The sequence below is a fragment of the Acidovorax sp. HMWF029 genome (assembly GCF_003060895.1).
Lineage (GTDB): Bacteria > Pseudomonadota > Gammaproteobacteria > Burkholderiales > Burkholderiaceae_C > Acidovorax.
Genome location: NZ_QAIH01000043.1, coordinates 1 through 20,564, shown reverse-complemented (window position 1 = coordinate 20,564; position 20,564 = coordinate 1). Strand labels below are relative to the sequence as shown.

The window sequence follows — 20,564 nt, the reverse complement described above, 5'->3', positions numbered from 1 at the left end:
CGCCCCACCCGCACGCCCCGCTACATCTGGCAGATGCCCGATTGGCCGCACCTGGCTTTTGACGCTGCTGCCCTGGCCGCGCCACTGGCGCAGGTGCACCGCGCACAGGGCATGCTGGCCGGGCGCATGGCAGAGCTGGGGCTGGCGCAGCGCGACCAGGCCACCCTGCAGGTGCTGACGCAAGAGGTCATCACCACTAGCGCCATTGAGGGCGAGCGGCTGGACCTGGACGCCGTGCGCTCCTCCGTGGCCCGCAAGCTAGGCCTGGATATTGGGGCCCTGGCACCCAGCGACCGGCATGTGGACGGCGTGGTGGACGTGGTGCTGGACGCCACCCGCAACTTTGACCAGCCCCTCACCCCCGAGCGCCTGTTTGGCTGGCACGCCGCCCTGTTCCCCACCGGCTACAGCGGGCGCACACGCATCACCGTAGCCGCGTGGCGCACCGATGCCAGCGGCCCCATGCAAGTGGTGTCTGGCCCTGTGGGGAGGGAGAAAGTGCACTTTGAAGCCCCGCCCGCAGCCACCCTGCCAGCGCAAACCCAGGCCTTTTTTGACTGGTTTGAAGCCGCCCCGGTGGGAGACCCCCTCATCAAAGCCGGGCTGGCCCACCTGTGGCTGGTCACCCTGCACCCGTTTGACGACGGCAACGGCCGCCTGAGCCGCGCCGTGGGCGATATGGCCCTGGCACGCGCCGAAGGCACGCACCAACGCTTTTACAGCTTCAGCGCCCAGATTCAGCGCGAGCGCAAAGACTATTACGACCAGCTAGAAGCCACCCAAAAAGGCCCGCTGGACGTGACCCCGTGGCTGCACTGGTTTCTAGGCTGCCTGCTGCGCGCCGTGCAGGGCACAGACGCCACACTGGCGGGCGTGCTGGACAAAGCCCAGTTCTGGCAGCGCTGGGCAGGCACACCCATGAACGCCCGCCAAACGCTGGTGCTGAACCGCGTGCTGGACGGCATGGAGGGCAAGCTGACCAACGCCAAGTGGGCGGCGATGGCCAAATGCTCGCCCGATACTGCCCTGCGCGACATCAACGACCTGTTGGCCCTGGGCGTACTGGCGCGGCTGGAAGGTGGCGGGCGGAATACCGCCTACATCTTGGTCAAGTAGGCTGCTAGCGCTTTAGCAATAAGCGCCAGCAGCTATCAAATCAGAAGCAATTCACGGCATAGCGACGCCGCAATCCCCTCCGCCCTACCCCTGCGCATACCGCGCCAACCGCTGCGCCAGCGTGCCGGTGTGCAGCTCAAACAGGTGGTTGTCAAAGTCGTAAAAGTACAGCGACTGCCCCTCGCCCTCCACCCGGGGTCGGGGCGGCTTCACCTCCGCCCCCAGCGCCCGCAGCCGCGCCTCGCAAGCGGGCAAGTCCTCGTCAGCCACAGCAAAGGCAACATGGCGGTAGGTGCGCTCTGCCAGTGGATCACCCTCCATGAACGCCAGCCACAGGCCGCCCAGCAGCACAAACTTTTCGCGCGAGAGGGAGAAGTTGCAGCCCTGGCTGTCGTACACCTCTTGCGCACCCAAGCCTTCGCAGAACAGGCGGGCGGTGCGGTCTACGTTGCGAACGATGAAGGTGAGGTGGCTGAGGCCGAGGATGGGAGCGGTTGCCATGGGGAGAGCCTGTGCTCATCAAGGTGGAAGGGATGGGTTGTAGTGCACTCGCGCTGTGTTGAGCCGCAGGCATGCTTCGCACTACAAAAAGCAGGCTTCACAAAGAATTTAACCCATTGTTTTTATTCATTTTTCGGTAAAAAATAGAAAAAGTACAAAACATACCGAAATGCTCGAACTCAGTCCCGCTATCACCCGCCAGTACATCGACGCTGTTGCCGTGTTCGACGCGCTGGCCGAAGCCACCGAAGAAGCCGCCCAGGTGCGCGGCGGCATGTACTGGCACGCGGGGCCAGCGTCCGCGCCCGAATCGAAATACCTGGTGCGCACATCCCCCGCCGGGGCAGAAACCAGCCTGGGCCCCCGCACCCCCGAGACGCAGGCCATCTACGACAAATTCACCCAAAGAAAGCAGGCCAGCGCTGAACGGCTCACCGGCCTGAAAGCCGCGCTAGACCAGCAACAGCGCATGAACCGCGCCCTGCGGGTGGGCAGGGTGGACCCGCTGGTGGTGGCGCTGCTCAACCGCCTGGCCAGCACCCGCCTGAGCGAGCACTTTCGGGTGGTGGGCACCCACGCCCTCTACGCCTACGAGGCCGCCGCCGGGGTGCGGCTAGAAGCCGATGCACTCGCCACCCGCGACATTGATTTGCTGTGGGACACCCGCAAACGCATCATTTTTTCTACCCAGCTTGCACGGGTAGACAGCTCCATGCTGGGCGTGCTGAAAAAGGTAGACCCCACGTTCCGCATCAGGCAAAGCCAAAAGTACACCGCCGTGAACAAAGACGGCTTTGAGGTGGACATCATCCGCCGCGAGCGCACCGACGACGATCCCCACCCCATCAAGCTAAGCGACGCCGACGAAGACTTCTGGGTGGCCCAGGCCCGCCGCGCCAGCGTGCTGCTGGACTCACCGGGCTTCTCTGCCGTCATAGTCGCCACCAACGGCACCATGGCCCGCATGCACACGGTGCACCCTGCCACGTTTGTGGCGTTCAAGCGGTGGATGGCAGGGCAGCCAGACCGCGACCCGCTCAAGCGGCGGCGGGATGTGTTGCAGGCCGATGCGGTGCAGGTGCTGTTGGAGCAGTATTTGCCGCAGGTTTAAGCATCAAATCAGCCTCTAGCGCAATCTGAACAAGCGCTAGTAGCTATCAAAAGCGCAGCAAAAATGCTTGTACATCCGCGTTTGACTCGTTTTGCGGCGTTATTCACCGCAAAAAATACGGCGAATAACGCCGCACACCCAAGCCAACCCACTGCTGCACCGCCCCACATCTACCCCTGCGCATACTGCGCCAGCGTGCCGATGTGCAGCTCAAACAGGTGATCAAAGTACAGCGTTGCCCCTCCCGGTTGACTCCTCTCGCAAGTCTAAAGCCCACTGCTCTTTCGAAATCAATGAACATCAGGCCTTGATTCCTAAGGATGGAAACCTTAAATACTATTTACCCAGCTTCGGATTTGGACTGCCTTCTAGAAAATATCAAACTTTTCTTATTTTCTTTTCCAACAATTTCATTTGCCTCATCAGCCAATTTATCCAGTTTATTTTTATACAAATCAAAAGCTTTTCTAACTTCGATAGTTCCGTATGCGCGCAGCAACGCTTCACCAGGAACATGCACGCCTAAATCATCTATAGCGTGCTCTGGGTGAGCATTAAATTGAGATTTAAGCTCTTCAATTGTATTTACATTTATTGTCATCTCCGCTAGCGCATCCATCAACAGGAAGCCGAGCCCCGTTAAATGATCCGCTGATCTTTCAATTATTGATCCATAAGCACTCACTTTAACAGCACCTGTGGTCTCGGCATCCATTCTGAAATACACCCCCAAACCGGGATATAGACGCTTGAAAGTGGATATTATTGATTCATTCGAATTATCGACAATGCTAGCAAGGACTTCCGTGCGCTCAGCATTGACAATCGGGATAACATAGTCCCTAAAGTAGCGAAAAGAATCGATTGATCGCAAAAATCTCAGTGTCTCTTCCCAGCCTGAGCTTTTTTCTATAGTCGACGAGTAGAACATTTTCGCATTATTATCCCCTAGCGAACGAACAAATGCAGCCGCATAGTATTCCACTATACTTTTATGCAGAAATGTATACGAATCAACTCCATCTTCAAGCATTAGACATGCAACTTGCACAATATCTTGTTTGAATTTCATGCTATCGCAGTACGATTGATCTGCATATTCACATGCATGATCAAAAATTTCATCAAACTGAGATTGACTAATAGTTCTTCCATGACCGCTTTGCAGATTCATGAAGCAAAAAGCTTCAAATAATCTCTGCAGAGATTTTTCCGAAAGACCACTATAGTGTTTTCTTGTGAATGCCGCCTTTATTCGATCATGGCGCGAAAACACCGTCTGAAATAAACGATCAAAAAATTCTGGAAGAGTTTCTGGTATCTGCGATTCCGCCTCGTAAACTATCACCACCAGCGTAAGCATAAGTGGCGTAGTGATTAGACTGCTAATTTTGCTTGGACTATTTTTAATAGCCTGCCTTATTGAAATGGATTTTTCAGCCCCCCACACCGAGTTTCGTCAAAAACGCCGAAAACTCCGACTGAGTTAATTGCGCTATAGGTAAATTTCTAAAATTTGACGACTTTTGAATTTTCCGCCCAGGTCTTGAAGAAACGATTATTTGAAGATCAGGAAATCGTAATCCCAGATGCTCAATTTCTAGATAGACTGATTTGACGGAGTTTTCTTCGAGTTCATCGAATCCGTCTAGCAACAACGTGACTTTCCCACTTCGATAGAGGTAGTTGAGAGTGTCATCATCGACATCAATATCATAACTTTCCAGCTGGCGAAGAACTGCTTGCCGCAGATCCAGCTTAGAACTTAAATCCTTTAAATCAATAAGCACAGGCAGTCTTTTGGCCTCATTACTTCTAATCTCTTGAATGGCTAGGCTTCTTAGGAAAACAGATTTCCCCTGACCTACTATTCCCTCAATTACCACCAAATTTGCCGGAAGCTCACTCAATCGACCTACAAAACTAGGCTTACCATTAATAATCAATTTCGGCGGATGAAAAAATCCATCAAAGATATCGCCTCAGGCTTCCAAAGTGTTCTCACGCTTTCAAGAGCTTTTATCCGCCGACCCATTTTTGCAGCGAATCCTTTTGCCTCCCATCGATGTAGCCCTCGCACACCAAATTTTTTAGCCCCTTCATAAATATCTTTGATAATGGGCGTAGCCAATCTGCCAAATGCGGCTGCTTCCAAAGCCACAAAATCTCCCAACGTATATATTGTTAATACTCAAATAAATTAACCAAATTACTAACGCATGGCGCGGCATTCTTAATACAGTGAGATTGCCTCTGCTTTAGTTGGGCAATTGTGAGTGCTGCAGCACAGACATAGCGTTGCACGCGAGAACCAACCTCTGCGTAGCCCGAGTCGCCGCCACATACAACACCCGCGCCGCCTCCCTGCGCGCCTGGGCCTCGGCCTCTGACAGCGCCTGCGCGCCCTCTTCCGGCTCGGCAGCCTCTGTCCCCATGCGCTCCAGCCGCTCCACCCCTGGTATCGCCACCACGGGGAATTCCAGCCCCTTGCTGACCTTCATGGTCATCACCTTCAAGCTGTTGGCCAGCGGGTCATAGTCGCCCGGCCCCAGGCGGTTTTGCACAGGCACGCCGCGTTTGGCGAGGGTGCTGGCGCACAGGTCGCGGGCTTTGGTGTCTCGGCACAGCACGGCCATGTCGCCCCAGGCAAAGCCGTCCGCATGTGCGCCCTGCAGCAGCTCGGCGATCTTGGCGGCCTGTTCGGGCAGGGTGGGCAGGTTGATGACGATGGGCTCGGGGCCGTCGCGGCCGCAGCTGACGGGTTTGACGAGGGGGATGCCGTCGTCGTCGCGGTCTTCGGCGGTGAGCAGGTCGCCTGCGATGGCGTTGGCGGTTTGCAAAATCTGCCGCGTGTTGCGGTAGTTGATCTTGAGGATGGTGGTGCGGCCCTGCGCCTGGATGCCCACGCTTTTGAAGCTGAAGTTCTTTTTCCGGCCCCGCTCGTAGATGCTTTGCGCGTCGTCGTACAGCACCAGCAGGCTGTTGGTGGTGGGGTCCACCATTTGGGTGACGAGCTTGAGCCATTCGGGCGCAAAGTCGTGGCCTTCGTCGATGAGCACGGCCAGGTATTGGCCGGTGGGTATGTGGCCCCGGTCCACGCCGTTGATGACGCGCTGGACCATGTCGGCCATCTTGGCGTCCACGCTCTGGTTGTCTGCAGGTAAGGCTTGCCCGTAGGCCACCAGCTGGGCGCGCGCCCATTTGTGGAAGTGGACGCAGTGCACGCGATCGCTCAGGCCCTTGGCGGCCATGGTGGCGGCGAGCTTAACGGCCAGCGGCTCGTTGTAGCAGAGCACCAGCACGGGCTTGCCTGCGGCGTGGGCGCGTGCCAGGTATTCGGCGCGGTAGCCCAGCACCATGGTTTTGCCGGAGCCCGCCACGCCGTGGATGACGCGGTGGCCGTCGCCCAGGCTGCGGGCTAACTGCTCCTGCTGCAGGTCCATCACGCGCAGCATGTCGGGCACTTCGGCCTGCATGTCGGCCTCGTCGAACAGGCTGGCTTGTTCGGGGATGCGCACCTGCGGAAAGAGAATCCAGCGCACGCGGTCGATCTGCGGCAGGGTCAGGGTCTGATAGCGCTCGTAGGGGAACATCTCCCACAGGCGGCTTTGGAAGGCCTCGGCTTCCACGCTGTCAGTCATTTCGTCGCTGCAGATAACGCGGTGGGCGGCAATGGCTTGATCCAACTGCGAATCGGTGAACTGCTTGCGCGTGATGTTGGGCAGCACCACGCCGTAGCTCCAGGCAAACACCACCTCGCCCTGGCGGCGGCCATCGGGGTGCACCAGGCGCTTGTCGGCACGCAGCGCGCCGAGCACGGCATGGGCGTAATTGCGGGCCTGGGCGAAGGGCGACTGGATGTGTTTAGGCTCGCCGCTGGCGTTGTCCAGAATGGTCCACTCGTCTTTGCTGGCCTGCACGATGGTGCCTAGGCGGAAGTCTTTGACTTCCAGAATCAGCAAACCCCGGCTGGGGTGCAGCACGATGAAATCAGGGTGCAGTTGCTGGGGGCCTACGGGCACGTCGTACCAAAGCAGGTAGTCGTCGTCGAGCTTGTGCTCCAACCGCTCTGCCAGGCGCCGCTCGCCGCTTGTCATGCGCGATGTACATGCGCCCAATGCCGGTATCAATATCGCCATGCCGCCAGTTGCCTCCCTTGCTGGTGTGCTGCCCACGTGTGTTTTTGTAAATGCACTGTAGGGGGAGCCAGGGTGGTGTGCAACCTTTGAATGTCAAAGAACGAAGTCAAAGGCGTGCGGCGAACGCCTTCGCCCCGAGACTGCGCCAAGGCAAGAACTCAAGATAGATCGACCAACGCCAATTGCAAGCAGAGCCCAGCAGCGCCTGGCGGCATGGGCTTGCCCGGCCCGCTGAGCCTGTCTGCTCAGGTGTGGGGTGCTATCGCGCAGCGTGGGTTCGGCCCCACCGAGCCCCCTCGCTTGTCGCCAATCACAACCCGCCAGAAGACTGCGACTGCAGCTCCCGGATGCGCAGGCCGCCAGGGGTGCGGGCCAGCACCACTGCGTCTTCGCTGACCACCGTCATGCTGGGCAGGCCGCCTGCCTGCACCGTGGTGCGTTGGGTGTACTGCAGCCGGGCCGTGGTCCACGGAAAGCCGCCGCGTGTGATGCGCACGTTGTCAAACTCGGTCTGCGTGCTGGCCTGCAGCACCGTCAACGCGGCGGCCGATTGCTTGAGGTAGCCACACATCTCTGCCTTGCCGCCCTCGACCTCCCAGCGCCCGCGCTGGCCCTTGGCGGTCAGCTCGACCTTGAGGTCGTCGGCGTAGTCGTCACAGGCCACGCTGTCGCCCTGCATGCTGCGCGCGGCATGTTGTGTCATCCAGCCCATCACGCGCGGCTCGGAGAACGTCAAACGGCCATGCGCATAAAAGCCACCCAGCAACACCAGAGCGATCAGTACCAGTCGGATCATGAGAGCAAGGGCGCAGCAAAGCGCCATGGAAAAGTGAAGCTGGGCATGCTACCAACGCGGACCCACTGAATCCGGGGCATCGGCCCTACGCCGCAGAAAAAACGGGGGCGCTGCAAGCGCACAAGCAACAGTGCGCCGTGGACGGGGGCTGTGCACACGCCAACCAACAAGGCCCGCCGGGGCGTTACACCGCCTGCAGATACCGCCCCTCCAGCTCTTTCTGCGCGGCGGCATCCACGCCCAGCACGTCCACCAGATACGCCTGCACGCCGCCAAAGTCGTTGTCTACCATGTGCAGGGCGGCGTCCAGAAACTCCTCTTGCACGCGCCACAGTACGGCCAGCACTTCTTCAGGCGCGTGGCTGCCCATGCCTTCGGGGCGGCGGCAAAGCCGGTGCGGTCCTTGCCTGCGGTGCAGTGGAACACCAGGGGCGCATCGCTGGCCAGCAGCAATTTGAAAAGCTCGGCGAAACGTGCGGCGTTGTCGTGCACAAAACCCCGGTAGGCGTCCTGCATCAGGCCCACGGCGTCTTGGGCGGTGAGCTGGCGTGGGTGCGAGCGGTCGGAGTCCGACGAGGAGGACCGCCTCTATTGCGGCGCTGGCGGCAGCGGCAAGGTGCGTGCCGTGCGGCGGCCCGGCGCCCGCAGCATTGTGTGAACCCGCATCACTTGGGCGGGCGGTGCAGCGCGCAAAGCTTGTTGCCGTCCGGGTCGCGCACGTAGGCCAGGTACAGCCTGCCGCCAGGGCCTTCACGCCAGCCTGGAGGGTCTTCGCAGGTGGTGCCGCCATTCGCCACCCCGGCCGCATGGAAGGCGTCGGCCTGCTCGGGCGACTGCATCGCAAACCCAATGGTGCCGCCATTGGCAAACGTGGCGGGCTCGCCATTGATAGGCGTGGTGATGCCAAAGGTACCGTGGGGGCCTCGGTAGAAGTAGCGGTTCTTGTTGGCCACACCGGCGGGCACACCCAGCGTGCCGAGCAGCGCGTCGTAAAACACCTTCGACACCTCCAGGTCGTTCACGCCGACCATCACATGACTGAACATCGTGTTGTCTCCATAGAGCCCCGAGGGGCGGTTGATAGAAGCTGAGAAGCAGGTGCATGTTACTTGCTGGTAGCACCGGGCGGCGCGGCTCCAAGGTGCGCGGCTTTCTCCAAAACCCTGCAGCCGTCTCGCCCCGGTTTTTCAAGCCAAAATGGCCGTCTGCGCGCAATCATCATGCGCTAACAGCTATCAAATGTATAGCATACGGACTCCATCCACAGCGCCCATCGCCCAGCCCTCATGCCAACCCCTCCCCACGCCTGCCCCGTCTCCCTCGACAAAGCCTACCGCCTGCTCAACCACGGTCCCACCGTGCTGGTGTCGGCCGCGCACGCGGGCCAGCACAACGTGATGGCGGCATCGTGGGCCTGCGCGCTCGACTTTGCGCCGCCCAAGGTCACGGTGGTGCTCGACAAGACCACGCGCACGCGCGAGCTGGTGGAGGCCAGCGGCCAGTTCGCCCTGCAACTACCCACCGTGCCCATGGCCGCCCTCACAGTGGCCCTGGGCACTGACAGCGCCAAGACCCAGCCCGACAAGCTCCAGCGCCATGGCGTGGAACTGTTCAGCGCCCCCGGCCACCCCGCGCACACCACGCCCCCGCTGGTGCAAGGCTGCGCGGCCTGGCTGCTGTGCCGCGTGCTGCCCGAGCCCCACAACCAACAGGCCTACGACCTGTTCATCGGCGAAGTGGTGGCCGCTTGGGCGGACGAGCGCGTGTTCCGCGAGGGGCACTGGGAGTTCGACACCGCGCCGGATGCCCTGCGCACGCTGCACTACGTGGCGGGGGGGCAGTTTTATGCGACGGGGAAATCGGTACCGGTGTGAGCCGTATTTGCGCAATATGCGCACATCCATCAACTGATGCTGCGTTGTTCCCCGCGCCAAGGGGCCAACTTCAGTTTGGCGTCTGACGACAATTCCTGTCGGGCCGCCGAAATCAAGCATGCCCAAAGAAGGCGAGTGCCTTTGAGTCGAGCTTCTGGGGGCAACTCAAACCCACGGCGATTCAAGGCTCAGTTGGGGCGCTTCATGACCACCTGGCGCAACTCCTCATACTCGCTGCGCGTCAGTGCCTGGGCCTCGTAAGCCTTCACCAAATCATCCAATTCCCTGCCTTTGGAAAACTTGACACCCTCCTGGACAGTCACCCGCGAGGTACTGCTGCTGACGCAACCGGAGAGAGCCAACAGGCCTGCGCAAGCGAGCGCCAATCCGAAAAGTCTTTGATGATCTTTCATGGCCACCTCTCACTTCACGCTGTTGATGAGTTTGCGACGTTGTTCGTCGTACTCGCGGCGGTTCAATGCGCCATTGTCAAAGGCCGTCTTCAGGTCGATCAATTGCTGGCCTATCGTTGCTTCCACAGGCGCCCGAACGACCTCAGTGGAGCTGCACGCAGGCAACGCCAGCAGAGGAACGACAAGCAGAATCGAATGAAATCTCATGCGCTCTCCTAAGTGTTTTGTGATCCAGATGCTAGCCGAATTCTGTTGCTTTAAAGGCCGAGTCCGAGGTCAGGACGGCGAGAGGGCTCCAAGAATGGGTCTTGTGGTTTTTCGTGATCTTGGCCTTGGTCTTGCCTGTCAAACAACAGGTTCCAAAACACTTATTCTTTGTTGGCATCCCTGATCCAAACCTAGTACCCTCCTATCTCCGGAGAGATTGGAGTTGCTCGCTCAGGTGAGCGAATAACAACATGCAAGAAGGAGTAGCCGATGGTCATTTCCAGGGTGTTCGGGTTGGTCGCAGGGGTGCTGTTTTTTTTGGCCTCTCCGTCCAGCGTTCTGGGACAAATCTCCCTCCTGGATGAGGTCGGTGCACAAATCGAGCGCGTTGACGTTGTGCTGACGAATCCCTCTCCAGATCCAGCTGTGAATGCACGGGTCACGGATCTGGTGAGGCGCAACCTTCGACTTTTCCCATCGGACCGTTTTTCGCGCAACACCGCCGAGATCGGCCTTGCCCAGGCCCGGCGCGTCGGGCCAATCGACGAAACCACGCTATCGGTGGCTCCAGGTAGCGGCGGAGCGTTGGTGTTGACGGTAGAAGTCAAACTCCGGGCGGCGAGTACCAATGCATCAGAGCGCGGCGCCCTCATCACCGGCAACGCCACCGACCTTCCAGTGCTGTTCGACCGGGGGGGCACACTGCTCACCACCAAGCTCGAAGCGCTGCCCATGATCTATTCGAATGCGAATGCATGGTACGGGCGGCCGCAGGAATTCCTTGCCGGGAACCCGCTGGTTGCGGGCGAGCCCGCAGGTCGCCATACCACTGGCTGGGCTGAAGGGTTCTTGCATGCCGGGGTCTACGGCATGACCCCCCTCTCGGACGCGACCTTCGCCTATGGGGGCCTGAGCGGCATCTTGTCGGCATCCTCAGGCAGGGAGCTCTTCACCGATGAGACACGAAAGCACTTCGGGGCTGAAGATGCATACGTCGGGCTCGTCGGCGGGCAAACCTCGGAACAAGGCCAGCGACTCGTATGGAACGTTTCGATGGGACGCAAGCGCTTTGCCATAGGCGACGGTTTTCTGATCGCGAATACGGCCTCGAACGGCAGCACGCGTGGTGCGCTGCAATCCAATCCCCGATGGGCGGCCGACATGCTTGTGCTTGGACAGGTGCGCTACAACAAATCGTTGGTCGAAGCGTTCTATATTGACCCTGACGAGCTTCCCGTCGTGGACTCGAAGACCAAGATCGCTGGGCTCAACGTCGAAACCAGCCCGGTGCCAGGGCTGGACGTTGGCGCAACTTACCTGAAAGTTCTCGACTCGACTTTTGGCTACTTCGCCACGAAGCCGCCGCCAGGCACTTCCATGGGTCGCGACGGGCTTTCGGTTTTTGATGCGCGCGCGCGGTGGCAGCCAGGCCACTCCGGAATACACGTAGCGGCTGAAGCAGCCCTTCAGCGCAATGATCGCTTTGCCATGCGGGCAACGGGCGTGTCCGCTGAGTTGGGTTACAAGTTTTCCGAGGCGACGTGGCGGCCTGAAGTCAGCTACCGCATTGCCAAGTTTTCAGGCGACGATGGTTCCACTGAGCGTTTCGAGCGTTGGGACCCTCTCCTGTCTGGTGGCAACGGAGAGCAGTGGGTGCAAGGCATCAACCACTTCAAGATATTCCAGAACAGCAATCTGGTTGCACACCGCCTGCAGTTCCGCCTGCGACCAAGCCCCCGCTTTGAACTGGTGCCCCAGATCTGGGTGTTCCAGGCTGACAGTACGACCAACCTGGGGGGCAATCCCGCACTGTCTTTCCTGGGTGGGAAACGCCTGGGCCACGAGGCAAACATCACCGGGAAGTGGTTCATCTCCAAGAGCGTCTTTGTTCAAGGCCATCTGGCCGCAACTTTTCCTGGTTCAGGTGTGCGCAACGCACCTGGAGTCAGCGGTAATCTGCATCCATGGCTGAGCGCCATGGTGTTTGTTCGAGTAGCTTTCTGATTGAGCAACACTGAAAGGAAAAATCATGGAACGACGCGACCTACTGAAGAGCATGGCGGCCTCTGCCAGTGCTGTCACTGCAGCTGCAGCAGTGCACGGCCTGACGGCATCCCAGGCCCACGCACAAATGGGCGGTGGAAGGCCTGATGGCAATGCTGTTGTGCAGGTCAAGCCGGTTGACCCAAAGCTGTTTACGCCCAACCGATTCGCTGGCAAGACGGTGCTGGTGACCGGTTCCGCAAGAGGCATGGGAGCCGCAGCAGCGAAACGGCTGTCGCGCGAAGGGGCGAATCTCGTTTGTGTGGACTGGATCAAAGACCAAGGCGAAGCAACCAATGCAGAGATCACTGCAGCAGGTGGAAAGTCGGTTTTCATTCATGGCGACATCGCGGACTCAGCCGTCATGAAAGAAGCCGTGGACAGGGCGGTGCGCAGTTTTGGCGGACTCGATGCGGCGCTGAACAATGCTGGCGTGATGGATGGCGTCCATTCTGGCGCACCGATTGATTTCGAGAAGCAGCGCTCGCTGGTCTTCGCCAGCATCCATGAAGCGAGCGATGAGTATTGGAACAACGTGTTCCGAACCAATGCCTACGGGATGTTTGTGTGCATGCGCGCAGAACTGCGGCAGATGATGGCACAAGGCCGCGGCGGATCGATCGTCAACGTCGGATCCATCGCCGGCATGACCGGCCTGTCCGGTAACCCCGCTTATGTTGCGAGCAAACACGCCGTCAACGGCATGACAAAAAACGCTGCGATCGACTACGCGCCCTACGGCATTCGCGTCAATTCGGTCAACATGGCTGCCACGGACACGCCGATGGTCGCTCGGGCGGGACAGCTGGTCGCTGCCGCCTCGGCGCAGGCCAAGGGCCCAACCATGGGAAGAATCAAGATCGACAGCATCCTTGCGTACACCGACAAGAACCATCGTCCCTCAACGGTCTGGGAGCAGGTGGCGATGATGGCCTTTTTATTGTCCGATGAAGCATCTAACTTCACAGGAGGCATCTACGCCACCGATGGGGGATGGACCGCCTATTGAGACACGGCCTGTTTGCCACCCGTTAGACAACGCGGATTTCAGGCACGGGCCCAAACCTGCACAGTGGCGCGCTCGCGTGCAAGCGCGGGGGTCTTGTACCAAAAGACGACTCGGTCGATGAAGCGCCGCTCGCCTGGCAGGTCGATGATGCGCGTTGCGCCACCGCGCTCGATAAGCTGGCGGACCTCAATCTTGCGTGATCCGCCGTTGCGAAAATGGATTTGCACGTCCAAAAATTCGACCGGGGCGTGGAGCACCCGGAGCCGGATCGCGCTGTAGGCGCGATCCGCGTTGACACGCACGACATCGCGGTCCACCGAGCGCCGCGCCTGCGCCTCGCCAACCATGCTCCATCTGCGGCTTGGCCGACCACCGATACGGAAACCCTCTTCGTCAGGATCGGCACGAACAGGCAATGCGGTTGTTCCGCCGACCACGCCCAAAAGAGCGGCAAATGCAGCTTGCAGTGACCGACGCCGCTGCAAGTCTGTGCGTTCAAGAACTGTCAAGGGTTGTGGATTGATGTTCAGCATGTGAACTCGGGCGCTTCGTTGTCTTTTTTGTAAGCATTACATGGAGGCGAAATCGGCGACAGCGCACAACTCAGCGGCGGTATGTGACCGGACTACTCCCACATCACCCATCTAGTGCTGCCAGCATATGATGACCGGCACACTCTTGTTGAACCACAGCCTCAGGCCCACCGGCAACAGAACGCATGTCATGTCTTACAACTCGGTAAGAAAGACGGTATCACGCAAGTCAGCACGTGGCAACTTTCGCTTCCTTCATCGTTTGCGGTATTGAGTAAGACGGCCTCTATTCCAAAGATGGAATCATCTGTGATGACCTACCTGAGGCGCATGTGTTGCACTTCGGAACAACGACACCACAGAGCCTTTGGCCTGCTGCCGATGGCGCACAACGATATGGACATGTTGTGCCGCCTTGCCTGACCCCGTGTGGGTGCTGGCACTCCGCCACCTCAGCACGCGCGTAGCCGAACAAGTGCAGGACGAAAATGGCGATCCGAACCCACCTGCTCTTCGCCCCTTGCACCCAATCGCTTCTCTTAATGTGTGCAGGCCTTGCCTAATTCGATGTTTAAGAGAAACATATGCTGCGGCTTCGCCTCAGCCCCTTCCGAACGAAGGGCAGGTGAAGGCACCTGCCCGTAGAACGCTTTGGACCAGAATGCGCCCCCAACTCCAATACCCATGCAGAGACTTGTCACGATCCTGGCTTGTATTCTGCTCAGCGCTAGCCACAAGAACCCTGCTCATGCTTCTGGCCGTTTGGCTTCTAGGTCAGACTCCCCCAGTTCAAGCACAGGTGCAAGCCCCAACAAACGCCGAACGCCTTGAGTGGTGGAACAGGGAGATCGTGACTTTCAGGGCGACGGTGGCTGACGCAGCACCTCGGGCCAGGGCTGAGCGAGCCCGACAGCATCTGCTGACAGTCCCCGAGTTGGAAATGGACGGCGATATCCACTTCGAGCGATTCACCTACCAGGGACAGGCCGGTGTCCAGTTCTTGATTGGCGATCGGCCTCTGTTTCCCATCGTGGAATCTGATATGACTGTTGACCAGCAATTCAAAGGACTGGATGCGATAGCGAACGACGTCGTTACGCGTCTGGAATTGGCACGCTCGGCATGGCAAGAAAGCCGCAACGCAAACGTACTCATGACTGGGGTGGCAAAGACGCTGGTCAGCCTTACGGTTGGCATCCTCTTGATCAGCGCAATCGGTCGGGCCAGGCGGTACTTTTCTGGTTTTCTGGAGCGTCGCCGCAGCATGAGGGTGCAGCAATCGTCACAAATGGATTGGATTGAACTGCTGGATCGACTGGCCAGCCGACTGCTAATAATTGTCCAATGGGGCTTTTCTCTGTTGATCGCCTATGGGGTCTATGAGCTTGTTTTCTCCTCATTTCCTTTGACGATACCCATTGCACAGAAGTCACGCCAATGGCTTCAAGAACAACTGTTATTGGTCGGCAACGGGATCCTTATGGGTCTGCCCGATCTGGTCACGGTCACGATCATCATTGTTGTCTCCAGAGCACTATCCGACTTGTTGGGTTACTTCTTTGACGCCGTCAGATCCGGACGCTTCTACATTCCTTTTCTCCACCCAGAAACAATCACAGCAACTCGAAGAATTGTGCTCGTGATTCTCTGGCTGGTAACTGTCGCCATTTGTTATCCCTACCTCCCTGGCTCTGACACTGAGGCATTTCGGGGATTGTCTGTTCTCGCTGGGCTCATGTTGACCGTGGGAGCTTCAGGCATCGTCAACCAGGGCATCAGCGGGCTCGTTCTTATCTATTCCCGCGCATTGCGTCAGGGTGACTTCGTGACCGCAGGCGGTACAGAGGGTGTTGTCATAGAAGTGGGAACACTGGCAGTGAAGATACTGAACTATCGCAACGAAGAAATCACTGTACCGAATGCGGTTCTGCTGAGCAGCCCGATTCACAACTACACCCGCATGGCGGCAACCCAGGGTACGTTAATTAGCTCCAAGGTGACTATTGGGTATGACGCACCCTGGCGGGTAGTGCATGAACTGTTGACGTCGGCGGCTGTCGCCTCAGGGCGATTCAGATCAGACCCTGCGCCCAAGGTTTTTCAGCGATCCCTGTCTGACTTCTATGTTGAGTATGAGTTGGTGCTAGCCATCGATGACCCCATGAACCGGATCGATGCACTGTCCGATCTTCACAGGCACATCCAAGATGCATTCAACAGGGCAGGACTGCAGATCATGTCGCCGCATTTCGCTTTTCAGCCTCAGGAGCCGGTGGTCATTCCAGAGTCCCATTGGAAGCGGGAGACGGACAGCACATTGAAGCCTGGTGTGCGCTCGACGCGCTAGCACCATGCTGTCTTGCTGCCAATGTGATCGCGCTCAGTGCTACCCCAACCTGAAGCGATGGCGTGCAGTTTTCTGTGCAAACAGACCAACTGATAAACAGGGCCCCTGCAGTACTCGCAGCCCAGAGTTGATCAGGGCGTCCCTAGGGATCCTCTGAAATCACGGGTGCCTTCATTTGGTTTGTGCGTTGAGCTCAAGCCATCCTGCCCAGATGATCTCAATGCCTATGCACAAGAGAATGAAAGCCATTAGCCTCGCCATCACCATGGCACCTATCGTTCCAAGTCGGTCCAGCAATTGCACCGAATGACGATAGACAAGGTAGATGACATACGACGTGATGGCGGCTCCTAAGGCCGCAGTCAGAAAGCCTAAGACATACACAGCGGGCTGGCTGGGCAACTTGGCCCCCAGGGCAATCGACGCGGCTATCGTTCCCGGGCCGGTGGTCAGCGGAAAGGTGATGGGGAAAAAGCTTTGACTTATGACGTCTTTCTCTGACAGCCTTTGAGCTTGGCTGTTCGCAACCGCCCTCTTTACATCATCTTCACCGTCGCTATGGAGCATCTTCCAGCCCGTTGCAGCGACCAGCAATCCCCCGCTGATACGGACGATGGGCAAAGAGATACCGAAGAAATCAAGAACATAGGTCCCCATCAACATGGACACGACAAGAACGACCCAAGAGTTGACGGCGATTTGCCTGGCAAGCCTGCGAACCAGTACGGGGTCATTCCCAGTGGTAGACATGAAAACCGGTGCACCGCTCAGGGGGTTGATGATGGGGAGCAATGTCAGCGGAACGAGCACTAGGTTTTGCAGCAGAGAGGTTGTAGCGTCCATGGAAAACCAGTGAATGAGGAACGGACTCCGATGCTTTGGACATCGGCGCAAACGGCTGTACCGACTCAAGAGACGGTCAAGTGCCTAGCCAGTGATTTGGCTATCGACTGCAGGCGTACAACATCAATGGGCGGCCAATCACTCCCAGCCGACATGAGTAGTGCTGTGGCGTCGGTGCCAAGGAGACTCTCTCTGCGAAACTCAATCTGTATCGCACCGCTGCCGGAGGGAAGGCCAGCTTGGGCAAGGCTGGCACCAAAAACCTGTGTCTCGCGGGCGCCTTTGTAGGGTTGGTTCAATGTCACTTCAGGCGCCGCGCCAGGCTCGATGGCTGTCAGCGCCTTCAAGAAAGTTGATGCCATCTGGCGGGCTGCGCCGGTATCCATGGACAACGCTGAATCTGGCAACGCCCCGCCATCCGGATCCCCGAGGTTGCCCACGTTGACCCAAAAGGGAAGTCGATCAGCGACCGGCCTCTCGATGTTGATCGCACCATCCGGCCCCATTTTGTGGTTCATGGTGTCGTGCAAGCTGAACACGACCAGTCGCCGCTGAACTGAGGCGCAACGTCGCGCGCAGGCCTCCACAATCTGTGCTGACAACCTCAGGTACTCCATCGCCCCCAGGGCAGCAGCACTCGACCACGCCTCCTCCAGCGCCTGCCAACCCTGAGCCGATTTGGGCTCGAGCAGCACAGGCCAGCCTCCGAAAGTCACCGGCCGAATGAAGTCCACACCACCCAGTGGCGCGTTCGGTCCAGCGTCCCGAAGCCGTTGAAAACACAACTTGAGTGTTTCCATAGGGCAATCGCTCGGTGCACGGTTGGGGTCCAGAACGACCCTTGAGTGCGGGTTCTCAATGAAGATGACTTGGTCCGAAGCCTCTGCCCAGCACCTCCCCAAATACCCTGTAAGCCAGTCGGAGTAATCCAACTGACGCCTGAGAGTGAGGTCCGGGTTGATGAACGGTTTGAGCTCTTGCGGAAAAGCCGCCGACGCATGCGGGCCCAGAACCACGATGCTGGCGTCATCGATAGCGGCCTCCAGCGATCGATCTTTCCTGCGGCGCCAATGAACCAGGTCCTCCGCACCGAATCTGCGACCAGCATGCGTCCACATCAGATCCATTGCTGCCCTTCAAAAAAAGCGCGAGATGACCAAGCCAGCGCCCACGGCCACTGCTGCGTACACCAGTACCGGAATCATGAAGGAGTGGTTAATGATGGCCGCTCCGATGGACGTGGATCCCGTCTGGTCAATCTCAACGGTGGCTATCTGGGAGCCGTTGGTAGGGAGAAAAAAAACGCCCACCACCGCAGGCCACATGGCCGCTAGGGTGCCAGGCTCCAACCCCAGCGCGATACCAATCGGGATGATGGAGAACGTCGCGCTGGACTGACTTGTCGTCATGGCCGCAACGGCAAACAGAGCGAGCGCAATCATCAAAGGGGCTTGCCTGGCCAGATCGCCGAGACCACCTACGACCAGTGCCTCATTGGCAGCGATGAATGTATTGGCCATCCAGGCAACGCCAAAAAGGGCCACAACAGCCACCATGCCTGAATCGAACAACGGGCTCTTGACGATATCGCCAGCCTTGATTCCGCATGTCAAAACAATCGCTGCGGCCACGCTAAACATGGTGATCTGGATCAGCAGCGACAGATCGATATGCTGCATCTGGTCCTTGCTCTGCACCATCGGCCTCAGTTCCTCGAAGATACCCGAGGCGATGATGAAGACGACACCCGCGAGGAACAGCATGGCAGATCGCCTCCCCGAAGCCGGTATCGGAGCGGGATCACCGCCGGCAAACCTTTCCTTGATCTCGCCCGATGCCAGGCGACGCAGGTACTCAGGGTCTTCTTTCAGGTCTTTGCCGCGTCGATTCATGACAAATGCGCCGACCAGTATTGCCAGCAAGGATGCTGGCACCGTTATCAAGAGTATGTCGGTAATCTTGTAGCCGAGCGGACTCAGCAGCCCCACCATCGCCGCCATGGCTGCAGATACCGGACTCGAAGTAATTGCCAGCTGCCCGGCTGTTGCCGATAGGGCCAGTGGACGTTCTGGCCGCACTCCGTTGGCATGTGCGACTTCATAAATCACGGGCATGAGTGAGTAGTAGATATTCCCTGTGCCCGCACCCGCGCAAAACCCGAAGGTGGTCAAGGGTGCCACATAGGTTATCTGGTTGGGAAAACGCTTGATGACCTTCTGTGCCTTGGTCACAAGATAGTCGATGCCACCTGCCAACTGCATCGCTCCTGCAGCAGTGACCACGGTCATGATGATCAACATGGCCGAGACCGGCACGGAACCGGGAGCGACCTTGAAAACAAGGGCAAAAGCCAAGACACCAACCGCCCCGAACAGGCCGATGGCCATGCCCTTGAAATGCACGCCAAGTGCAATGAGCGCAAGCACCATCGCCCCCTGTAGCCCCACCACGAAGAAGTCCATGAGTTCTCCTCGATCCCGCTTAACTTGGGCAGGGGCACTATGCAAAAGCCTGCACGCACCGGAGCCCCAAACATCTTCAAAACCACTCTAACACAGCAAAAGCGCCTTGAAGTCACGCCTACAGTGCGCGAACTCTGCCAGGTCGACAACGTTGAACAGGCACGGGGATCGACAGTTTTCCACCTCTTGGAAATGACCTTCTCCCATCGTGTGCGCCGTTGTCACTGCGGTGCGGGAGCACACTGCACTCGAAACAAGTGCGCGGCTTTGACAAGAATGCTGGCTCTGGCTTTCTGCCGCACCCCACCAAAAAAAGCGATGCGCCATGGAAATGCAGGGTGACTGCAGCGCTGCGCAAGCAAGGCAGCGCGTGCAAGCAGGCACACTGCGGCATCACACCGACTGCAAGTACCGCCCCTCCAGCTCTTTCTGCGCGGCGACATCCACGCCCAGCACGTCCACCAGATACGCCTGCACGCCGCCAAAGTCGTTGTCTACCATGTGCAGGGCGGCGTCCAGAAACTCCTCCTGCACGCGCCACAGTACGGCCAGCACTTCTTCAGGCGCGTGGCTGCCCATGCCTTCGGGGCGGCGGTAGAGGCTGTTGGTCAGCAGGTAGTCATGCATGACCACGTCGCGCGGCACGCCCAGGGTGAGCAGGATGAGGGCGGCGGCAAAGCCGGTGCGGTCCTTGCCTGCGGTGCAGTGGAACACCAGGGGCGCATCGCTGGCCAGCAGCAACTTGAAAAGCTCGGCAAAACGTGCGGCATTGTCGTGCACAAAGCCGCGGTAGGTGTCTTGCATCAGCCCCACGGCGTCTTGCGCGGTGAGCTGGCGGCCGGTGCGCTGCAGGTCGAGTGCGCGCTGCACTACGGTGGGTTCGATGGCGAGCGGGTGGTATGCAATGCCGGGCAGTGCGTAGGCATAGGCGGCGCTTTCGGCCTGGCCGCGAAAGTCCACCGCGCGGGCCACGCCCAGTTGGGCGAGCAGGGCCTGGTCCTCGGCGGTCAGGGCAGCGAGATGGTCCGAGCGGAAGATGCGCCGCCATTTGACTTGCCGCCCGCCGTGGCCGGTGTAGCCGCCCAGGTCGCGAAAGTTGGAGGCACCTGCGAGTGGGAGGGATCTGGTGGGGGCGGGCGGTTGCTGCATGGTGCGGGCTCGGATGTGCGG

Annotated in this window: 20 protein-coding genes and 1 pseudogene; 6 read left to right on the top strand and 15 right to left on the bottom strand. The window is 58.9% G+C overall.

The annotated features are described in order from the left end of the window. The first annotated feature begins 33 nt into the window (after window positions 1–33). The gene (locus DBR12_RS02700; protein ID WP_108615835.1) at window positions 34–1,116 is read left to right on the top strand and encodes a Fic family protein; all 1,083 of its coding nucleotides are present in this window, start codon (window positions 34–36) and stop codon (window positions 1,114–1,116) included. Between the two features lie 84 nt (window positions 1,117–1,200). On the opposite strand, the gene fosX is transcribed toward DBR12_RS02700, so the two are convergent. After that, window positions 1,201–1,617 carry a FosX/FosE/FosI family fosfomycin resistance hydrolase gene (gene fosX / locus DBR12_RS02695; RefSeq protein WP_304529303.1) on the bottom strand — a complete coding sequence of 139 codons (417 nt, stop codon included), beginning with the start codon at window positions 1,615–1,617 and terminating at the stop codon, window positions 1,201–1,203. Between the two features lie 169 nt (window positions 1,618–1,786). On the opposite strand from fosX, the gene DBR12_RS02690 reads away from it, so the two are divergent. After that, the gene (locus DBR12_RS02690) at window positions 1,787–2,728 is read left to right on the top strand and encodes a GSU2403 family nucleotidyltransferase fold protein (RefSeq protein ID WP_108615832.1); all 942 of its coding nucleotides are present in this window, start codon (window positions 1,787–1,789) and stop codon (window positions 2,726–2,728) included. A 340-nt stretch (window positions 2,729–3,068) separates the two neighbouring features. Here the strand turns inward: DBR12_RS02690 and DBR12_RS21920 are convergent, their stop codons facing one another. The 7 genes and pseudogenes from DBR12_RS21920 to DBR12_RS02665 form a co-directional block, all read right to left on the bottom strand. Next, complete coding sequence (locus tag DBR12_RS21920; protein WP_146185453.1) at window positions 3,069–4,091, bottom strand: NACHT domain-containing NTPase; 1,023 nt, start codon at window positions 4,089–4,091, stop codon at window positions 3,069–3,071. A gap of 73 nt (window positions 4,092–4,164) precedes the next feature. Beyond that, window positions 4,165–4,638: an NACHT domain-containing NTPase gene (locus tag DBR12_RS02685; protein WP_158274966.1), complete on the bottom strand. Its 474-nt coding sequence runs from the start codon at window positions 4,636–4,638 to the stop codon at window positions 4,165–4,167. A 32-nt stretch (window positions 4,639–4,670) separates the two neighbouring features. Continuing rightward, window positions 4,671–4,889: a hypothetical protein gene (locus DBR12_RS21915; protein WP_146185452.1), complete on the bottom strand. Its 219-nt coding sequence runs from the start codon at window positions 4,887–4,889 to the stop codon at window positions 4,671–4,673. Between the two features lie 97 nt (window positions 4,890–4,986). Continuing rightward, window positions 4,987–6,867: a DEAD/DEAH box helicase gene (locus tag DBR12_RS02680; RefSeq protein WP_199226616.1), complete on the bottom strand. Its 1,881-nt coding sequence runs from the start codon at window positions 6,865–6,867 to the stop codon at window positions 4,987–4,989. Between the two features lie 310 nt (window positions 6,868–7,177). Next, on the bottom strand, window positions 7,178–7,663 hold the full coding sequence (locus tag DBR12_RS02675) for a hypothetical protein (RefSeq protein ID WP_108615829.1): 486 nt from the start codon (window positions 7,661–7,663) through the stop codon (window positions 7,178–7,180). Window positions 7,664–7,847: 184 nt separating this feature from the next. Further along, window positions 7,848–8,212, bottom strand: a pseudogene (locus tag DBR12_RS02670) (tyrosine-protein phosphatase); the annotation flags it as partial. Between the two features lie 116 nt (window positions 8,213–8,328). Continuing rightward, window positions 8,329–8,709 carry a VOC family protein gene (locus tag DBR12_RS02665; RefSeq protein WP_108615828.1) on the bottom strand — a complete coding sequence of 127 codons (381 nt, stop codon included), beginning with the start codon at window positions 8,707–8,709 and terminating at the stop codon, window positions 8,329–8,331. A 240-nt stretch (window positions 8,710–8,949) separates the two neighbouring features. Between DBR12_RS02665 and DBR12_RS02660 the strand changes: the two genes are divergently transcribed. Continuing rightward, window positions 8,950–9,537, top strand: a complete 588-nt coding sequence (locus tag DBR12_RS02660; protein WP_108615827.1) for a flavin reductase family protein — start codon at window positions 8,950–8,952, stop codon at window positions 9,535–9,537. A 188-nt stretch (window positions 9,538–9,725) separates the two neighbouring features. On the opposite strand, the gene DBR12_RS21910 is transcribed toward DBR12_RS02660, so the two are convergent. Further along, window positions 9,726–9,950, bottom strand: coding sequence for a hypothetical protein (locus DBR12_RS21910; RefSeq protein WP_124512377.1), 225 nt, complete (start codon window positions 9,948–9,950; stop codon window positions 9,726–9,728). A 9-nt stretch (window positions 9,951–9,959) separates the two neighbouring features. After that, entirely contained in the window at window positions 9,960–10,157 is a 198-nt protein-coding gene (locus DBR12_RS21905; RefSeq protein WP_146185451.1) for a hypothetical protein, read from the bottom strand. Window positions 10,158–10,427: 270 nt separating this feature from the next. On the opposite strand from DBR12_RS21905, the gene DBR12_RS02655 reads away from it, so the two are divergent. Together DBR12_RS02655 and DBR12_RS02650 are read left to right on the top strand one after the other, a co-directional pair. Continuing rightward, window positions 10,428–12,161: an alginate export family protein gene (locus DBR12_RS02655; protein ID WP_108615826.1), complete on the top strand. Its 1,734-nt coding sequence runs from the start codon at window positions 10,428–10,430 to the stop codon at window positions 12,159–12,161. A 25-nt stretch (window positions 12,162–12,186) separates the two neighbouring features. Then, on the top strand, window positions 12,187–13,209 hold the full coding sequence (locus DBR12_RS02650; RefSeq protein WP_108615825.1) for an SDR family NAD(P)-dependent oxidoreductase: 1,023 nt from the start codon (window positions 12,187–12,189) through the stop codon (window positions 13,207–13,209). Window positions 13,210–13,247: 38 nt separating this feature from the next. On the opposite strand, the gene DBR12_RS21900 is transcribed toward DBR12_RS02650, so the two are convergent. Further along, complete coding sequence (locus DBR12_RS21900; protein ID WP_146185450.1) at window positions 13,248–13,742, bottom strand: hypothetical protein; 495 nt, start codon at window positions 13,740–13,742, stop codon at window positions 13,248–13,250. A 748-nt stretch (window positions 13,743–14,490) separates the two neighbouring features. On the opposite strand from DBR12_RS21900, the gene DBR12_RS02640 reads away from it, so the two are divergent. Then, window positions 14,491–16,089, top strand: coding sequence for a mechanosensitive ion channel family protein (locus DBR12_RS02640; RefSeq protein ID WP_158274964.1), 1,599 nt, complete (start codon window positions 14,491–14,493; stop codon window positions 16,087–16,089). 171 nt (window positions 16,090–16,260) lie between these two features. On the opposite strand, the gene DBR12_RS02635 is transcribed toward DBR12_RS02640, so the two are convergent. The 4 genes from DBR12_RS02635 to DBR12_RS02620 all read right to left on the bottom strand — a co-directional run bounded on the left by DBR12_RS02635 (window position 16,261) and on the right by DBR12_RS02620 (window position 20,543). After that, window positions 16,261–16,932, bottom strand: a complete 672-nt coding sequence (locus tag DBR12_RS02635; RefSeq protein ID WP_108615822.1) for a MarC family protein — start codon at window positions 16,930–16,932, stop codon at window positions 16,261–16,263. Window positions 16,933–16,997: 65 nt separating this feature from the next. Continuing rightward, window positions 16,998–18,059 carry an N-formylglutamate amidohydrolase gene (locus DBR12_RS02630; protein WP_108615821.1) on the bottom strand — a complete coding sequence of 354 codons (1,062 nt, stop codon included), beginning with the start codon at window positions 18,057–18,059 and terminating at the stop codon, window positions 16,998–17,000. Between the two features lie 9 nt (window positions 18,060–18,068). Beyond that, entirely contained in the window at window positions 18,069–19,394 is a 1,326-nt protein-coding gene (locus DBR12_RS02625) for an anaerobic C4-dicarboxylate transporter family protein (protein WP_108615820.1), read from the bottom strand. A 393-nt stretch (window positions 19,395–19,787) separates the two neighbouring features. Continuing rightward, complete coding sequence (locus DBR12_RS02620; protein ID WP_108615833.1) at window positions 19,788–20,543, bottom strand: tyrosine-protein phosphatase; 756 nt, start codon at window positions 20,541–20,543, stop codon at window positions 19,788–19,790. Window positions 20,544–20,564: the final 21 nt, after the last annotated feature.

What these genes read in the sequence shown, in the direction of transcription:
- DBR12_RS02630 (WP_108615821.1), bottom strand. Translation starts at nt 18,059, where the DNA reads ATGGATCTGATGTGGACGCATGCTGGTCGCAGATTCGGTGCGGAGGAC.
- DBR12_RS02700 (WP_108615835.1), top strand. Translation starts at nt 34, where the DNA reads ATGCCCGATTGGCCGCACCTGGCTTTTGACGCTGCTGCCCTGGCCGCG.
- DBR12_RS21905 (WP_146185451.1), bottom strand. Translation starts at nt 10,157, where the DNA reads ATGAGATTTCATTCGATTCTGCTTGTCGTTCCTCTGCTGGCGTTGCCT.
- DBR12_RS02625 (WP_108615820.1), bottom strand. Translation starts at nt 19,394, where the DNA reads ATGGACTTCTTCGTGGTGGGGCTACAGGGGGCGATGGTGCTTGCGCTC.
- DBR12_RS21920 (WP_146185453.1), bottom strand. Translation starts at nt 4,091, where the DNA reads ATGCTTACGCTGGTGGTGATAGTTTACGAGGCGGAATCGCAGATACCA.
- DBR12_RS02620 (WP_108615833.1), bottom strand. Translation starts at nt 20,543, where the DNA reads ATGCAGCAACCGCCCGCCCCCACCAGATCCCTCCCACTCGCAGGTGCC.
- DBR12_RS02635 (WP_108615822.1), bottom strand. Translation starts at nt 16,932, where the DNA reads ATGGACGCTACAACCTCTCTGCTGCAAAACCTAGTGCTCGTTCCGCTG.
- DBR12_RS02665 (WP_108615828.1), bottom strand. Translation starts at nt 8,709, where the DNA reads ATGTTCAGTCATGTGATGGTCGGCGTGAACGACCTGGAGGTGTCGAAG.
- DBR12_RS02675 (WP_108615829.1), bottom strand. Translation starts at nt 7,663, where the DNA reads ATGATCCGACTGGTACTGATCGCTCTGGTGTTGCTGGGTGGCTTTTAT.
- DBR12_RS02640 (WP_158274964.1), top strand. Translation starts at nt 14,491, where the DNA reads ATGCTTCTGGCCGTTTGGCTTCTAGGTCAGACTCCCCCAGTTCAAGCA.
- DBR12_RS02650 (WP_108615825.1), top strand. Translation starts at nt 12,187, where the DNA reads ATGGAACGACGCGACCTACTGAAGAGCATGGCGGCCTCTGCCAGTGCT.
- DBR12_RS02690 (WP_108615832.1), top strand. Translation starts at nt 1,787, where the DNA reads ATGCTCGAACTCAGTCCCGCTATCACCCGCCAGTACATCGACGCTGTT.
- DBR12_RS02680 (WP_199226616.1), bottom strand. Translation starts at nt 6,867, where the DNA reads ATGGCGATATTGATACCGGCATTGGGCGCATGTACATCGCGCATGACA.
- DBR12_RS21900 (WP_146185450.1), bottom strand. Translation starts at nt 13,742, where the DNA reads ATGCTGAACATCAATCCACAACCCTTGACAGTTCTTGAACGCACAGAC.
- fosX (WP_304529303.1), bottom strand. Translation starts at nt 1,617, where the DNA reads ATGGCAACCGCTCCCATCCTCGGCCTCAGCCACCTCACCTTCATCGTT.
- DBR12_RS21910 (WP_124512377.1), bottom strand. Translation starts at nt 9,950, where the DNA reads ATGAAAGATCATCAAAGACTTTTCGGATTGGCGCTCGCTTGCGCAGGC.
- DBR12_RS02655 (WP_108615826.1), top strand. Translation starts at nt 10,428, where the DNA reads ATGGTCATTTCCAGGGTGTTCGGGTTGGTCGCAGGGGTGCTGTTTTTT.
- DBR12_RS02660 (WP_108615827.1), top strand. Translation starts at nt 8,950, where the DNA reads ATGCCAACCCCTCCCCACGCCTGCCCCGTCTCCCTCGACAAAGCCTAC.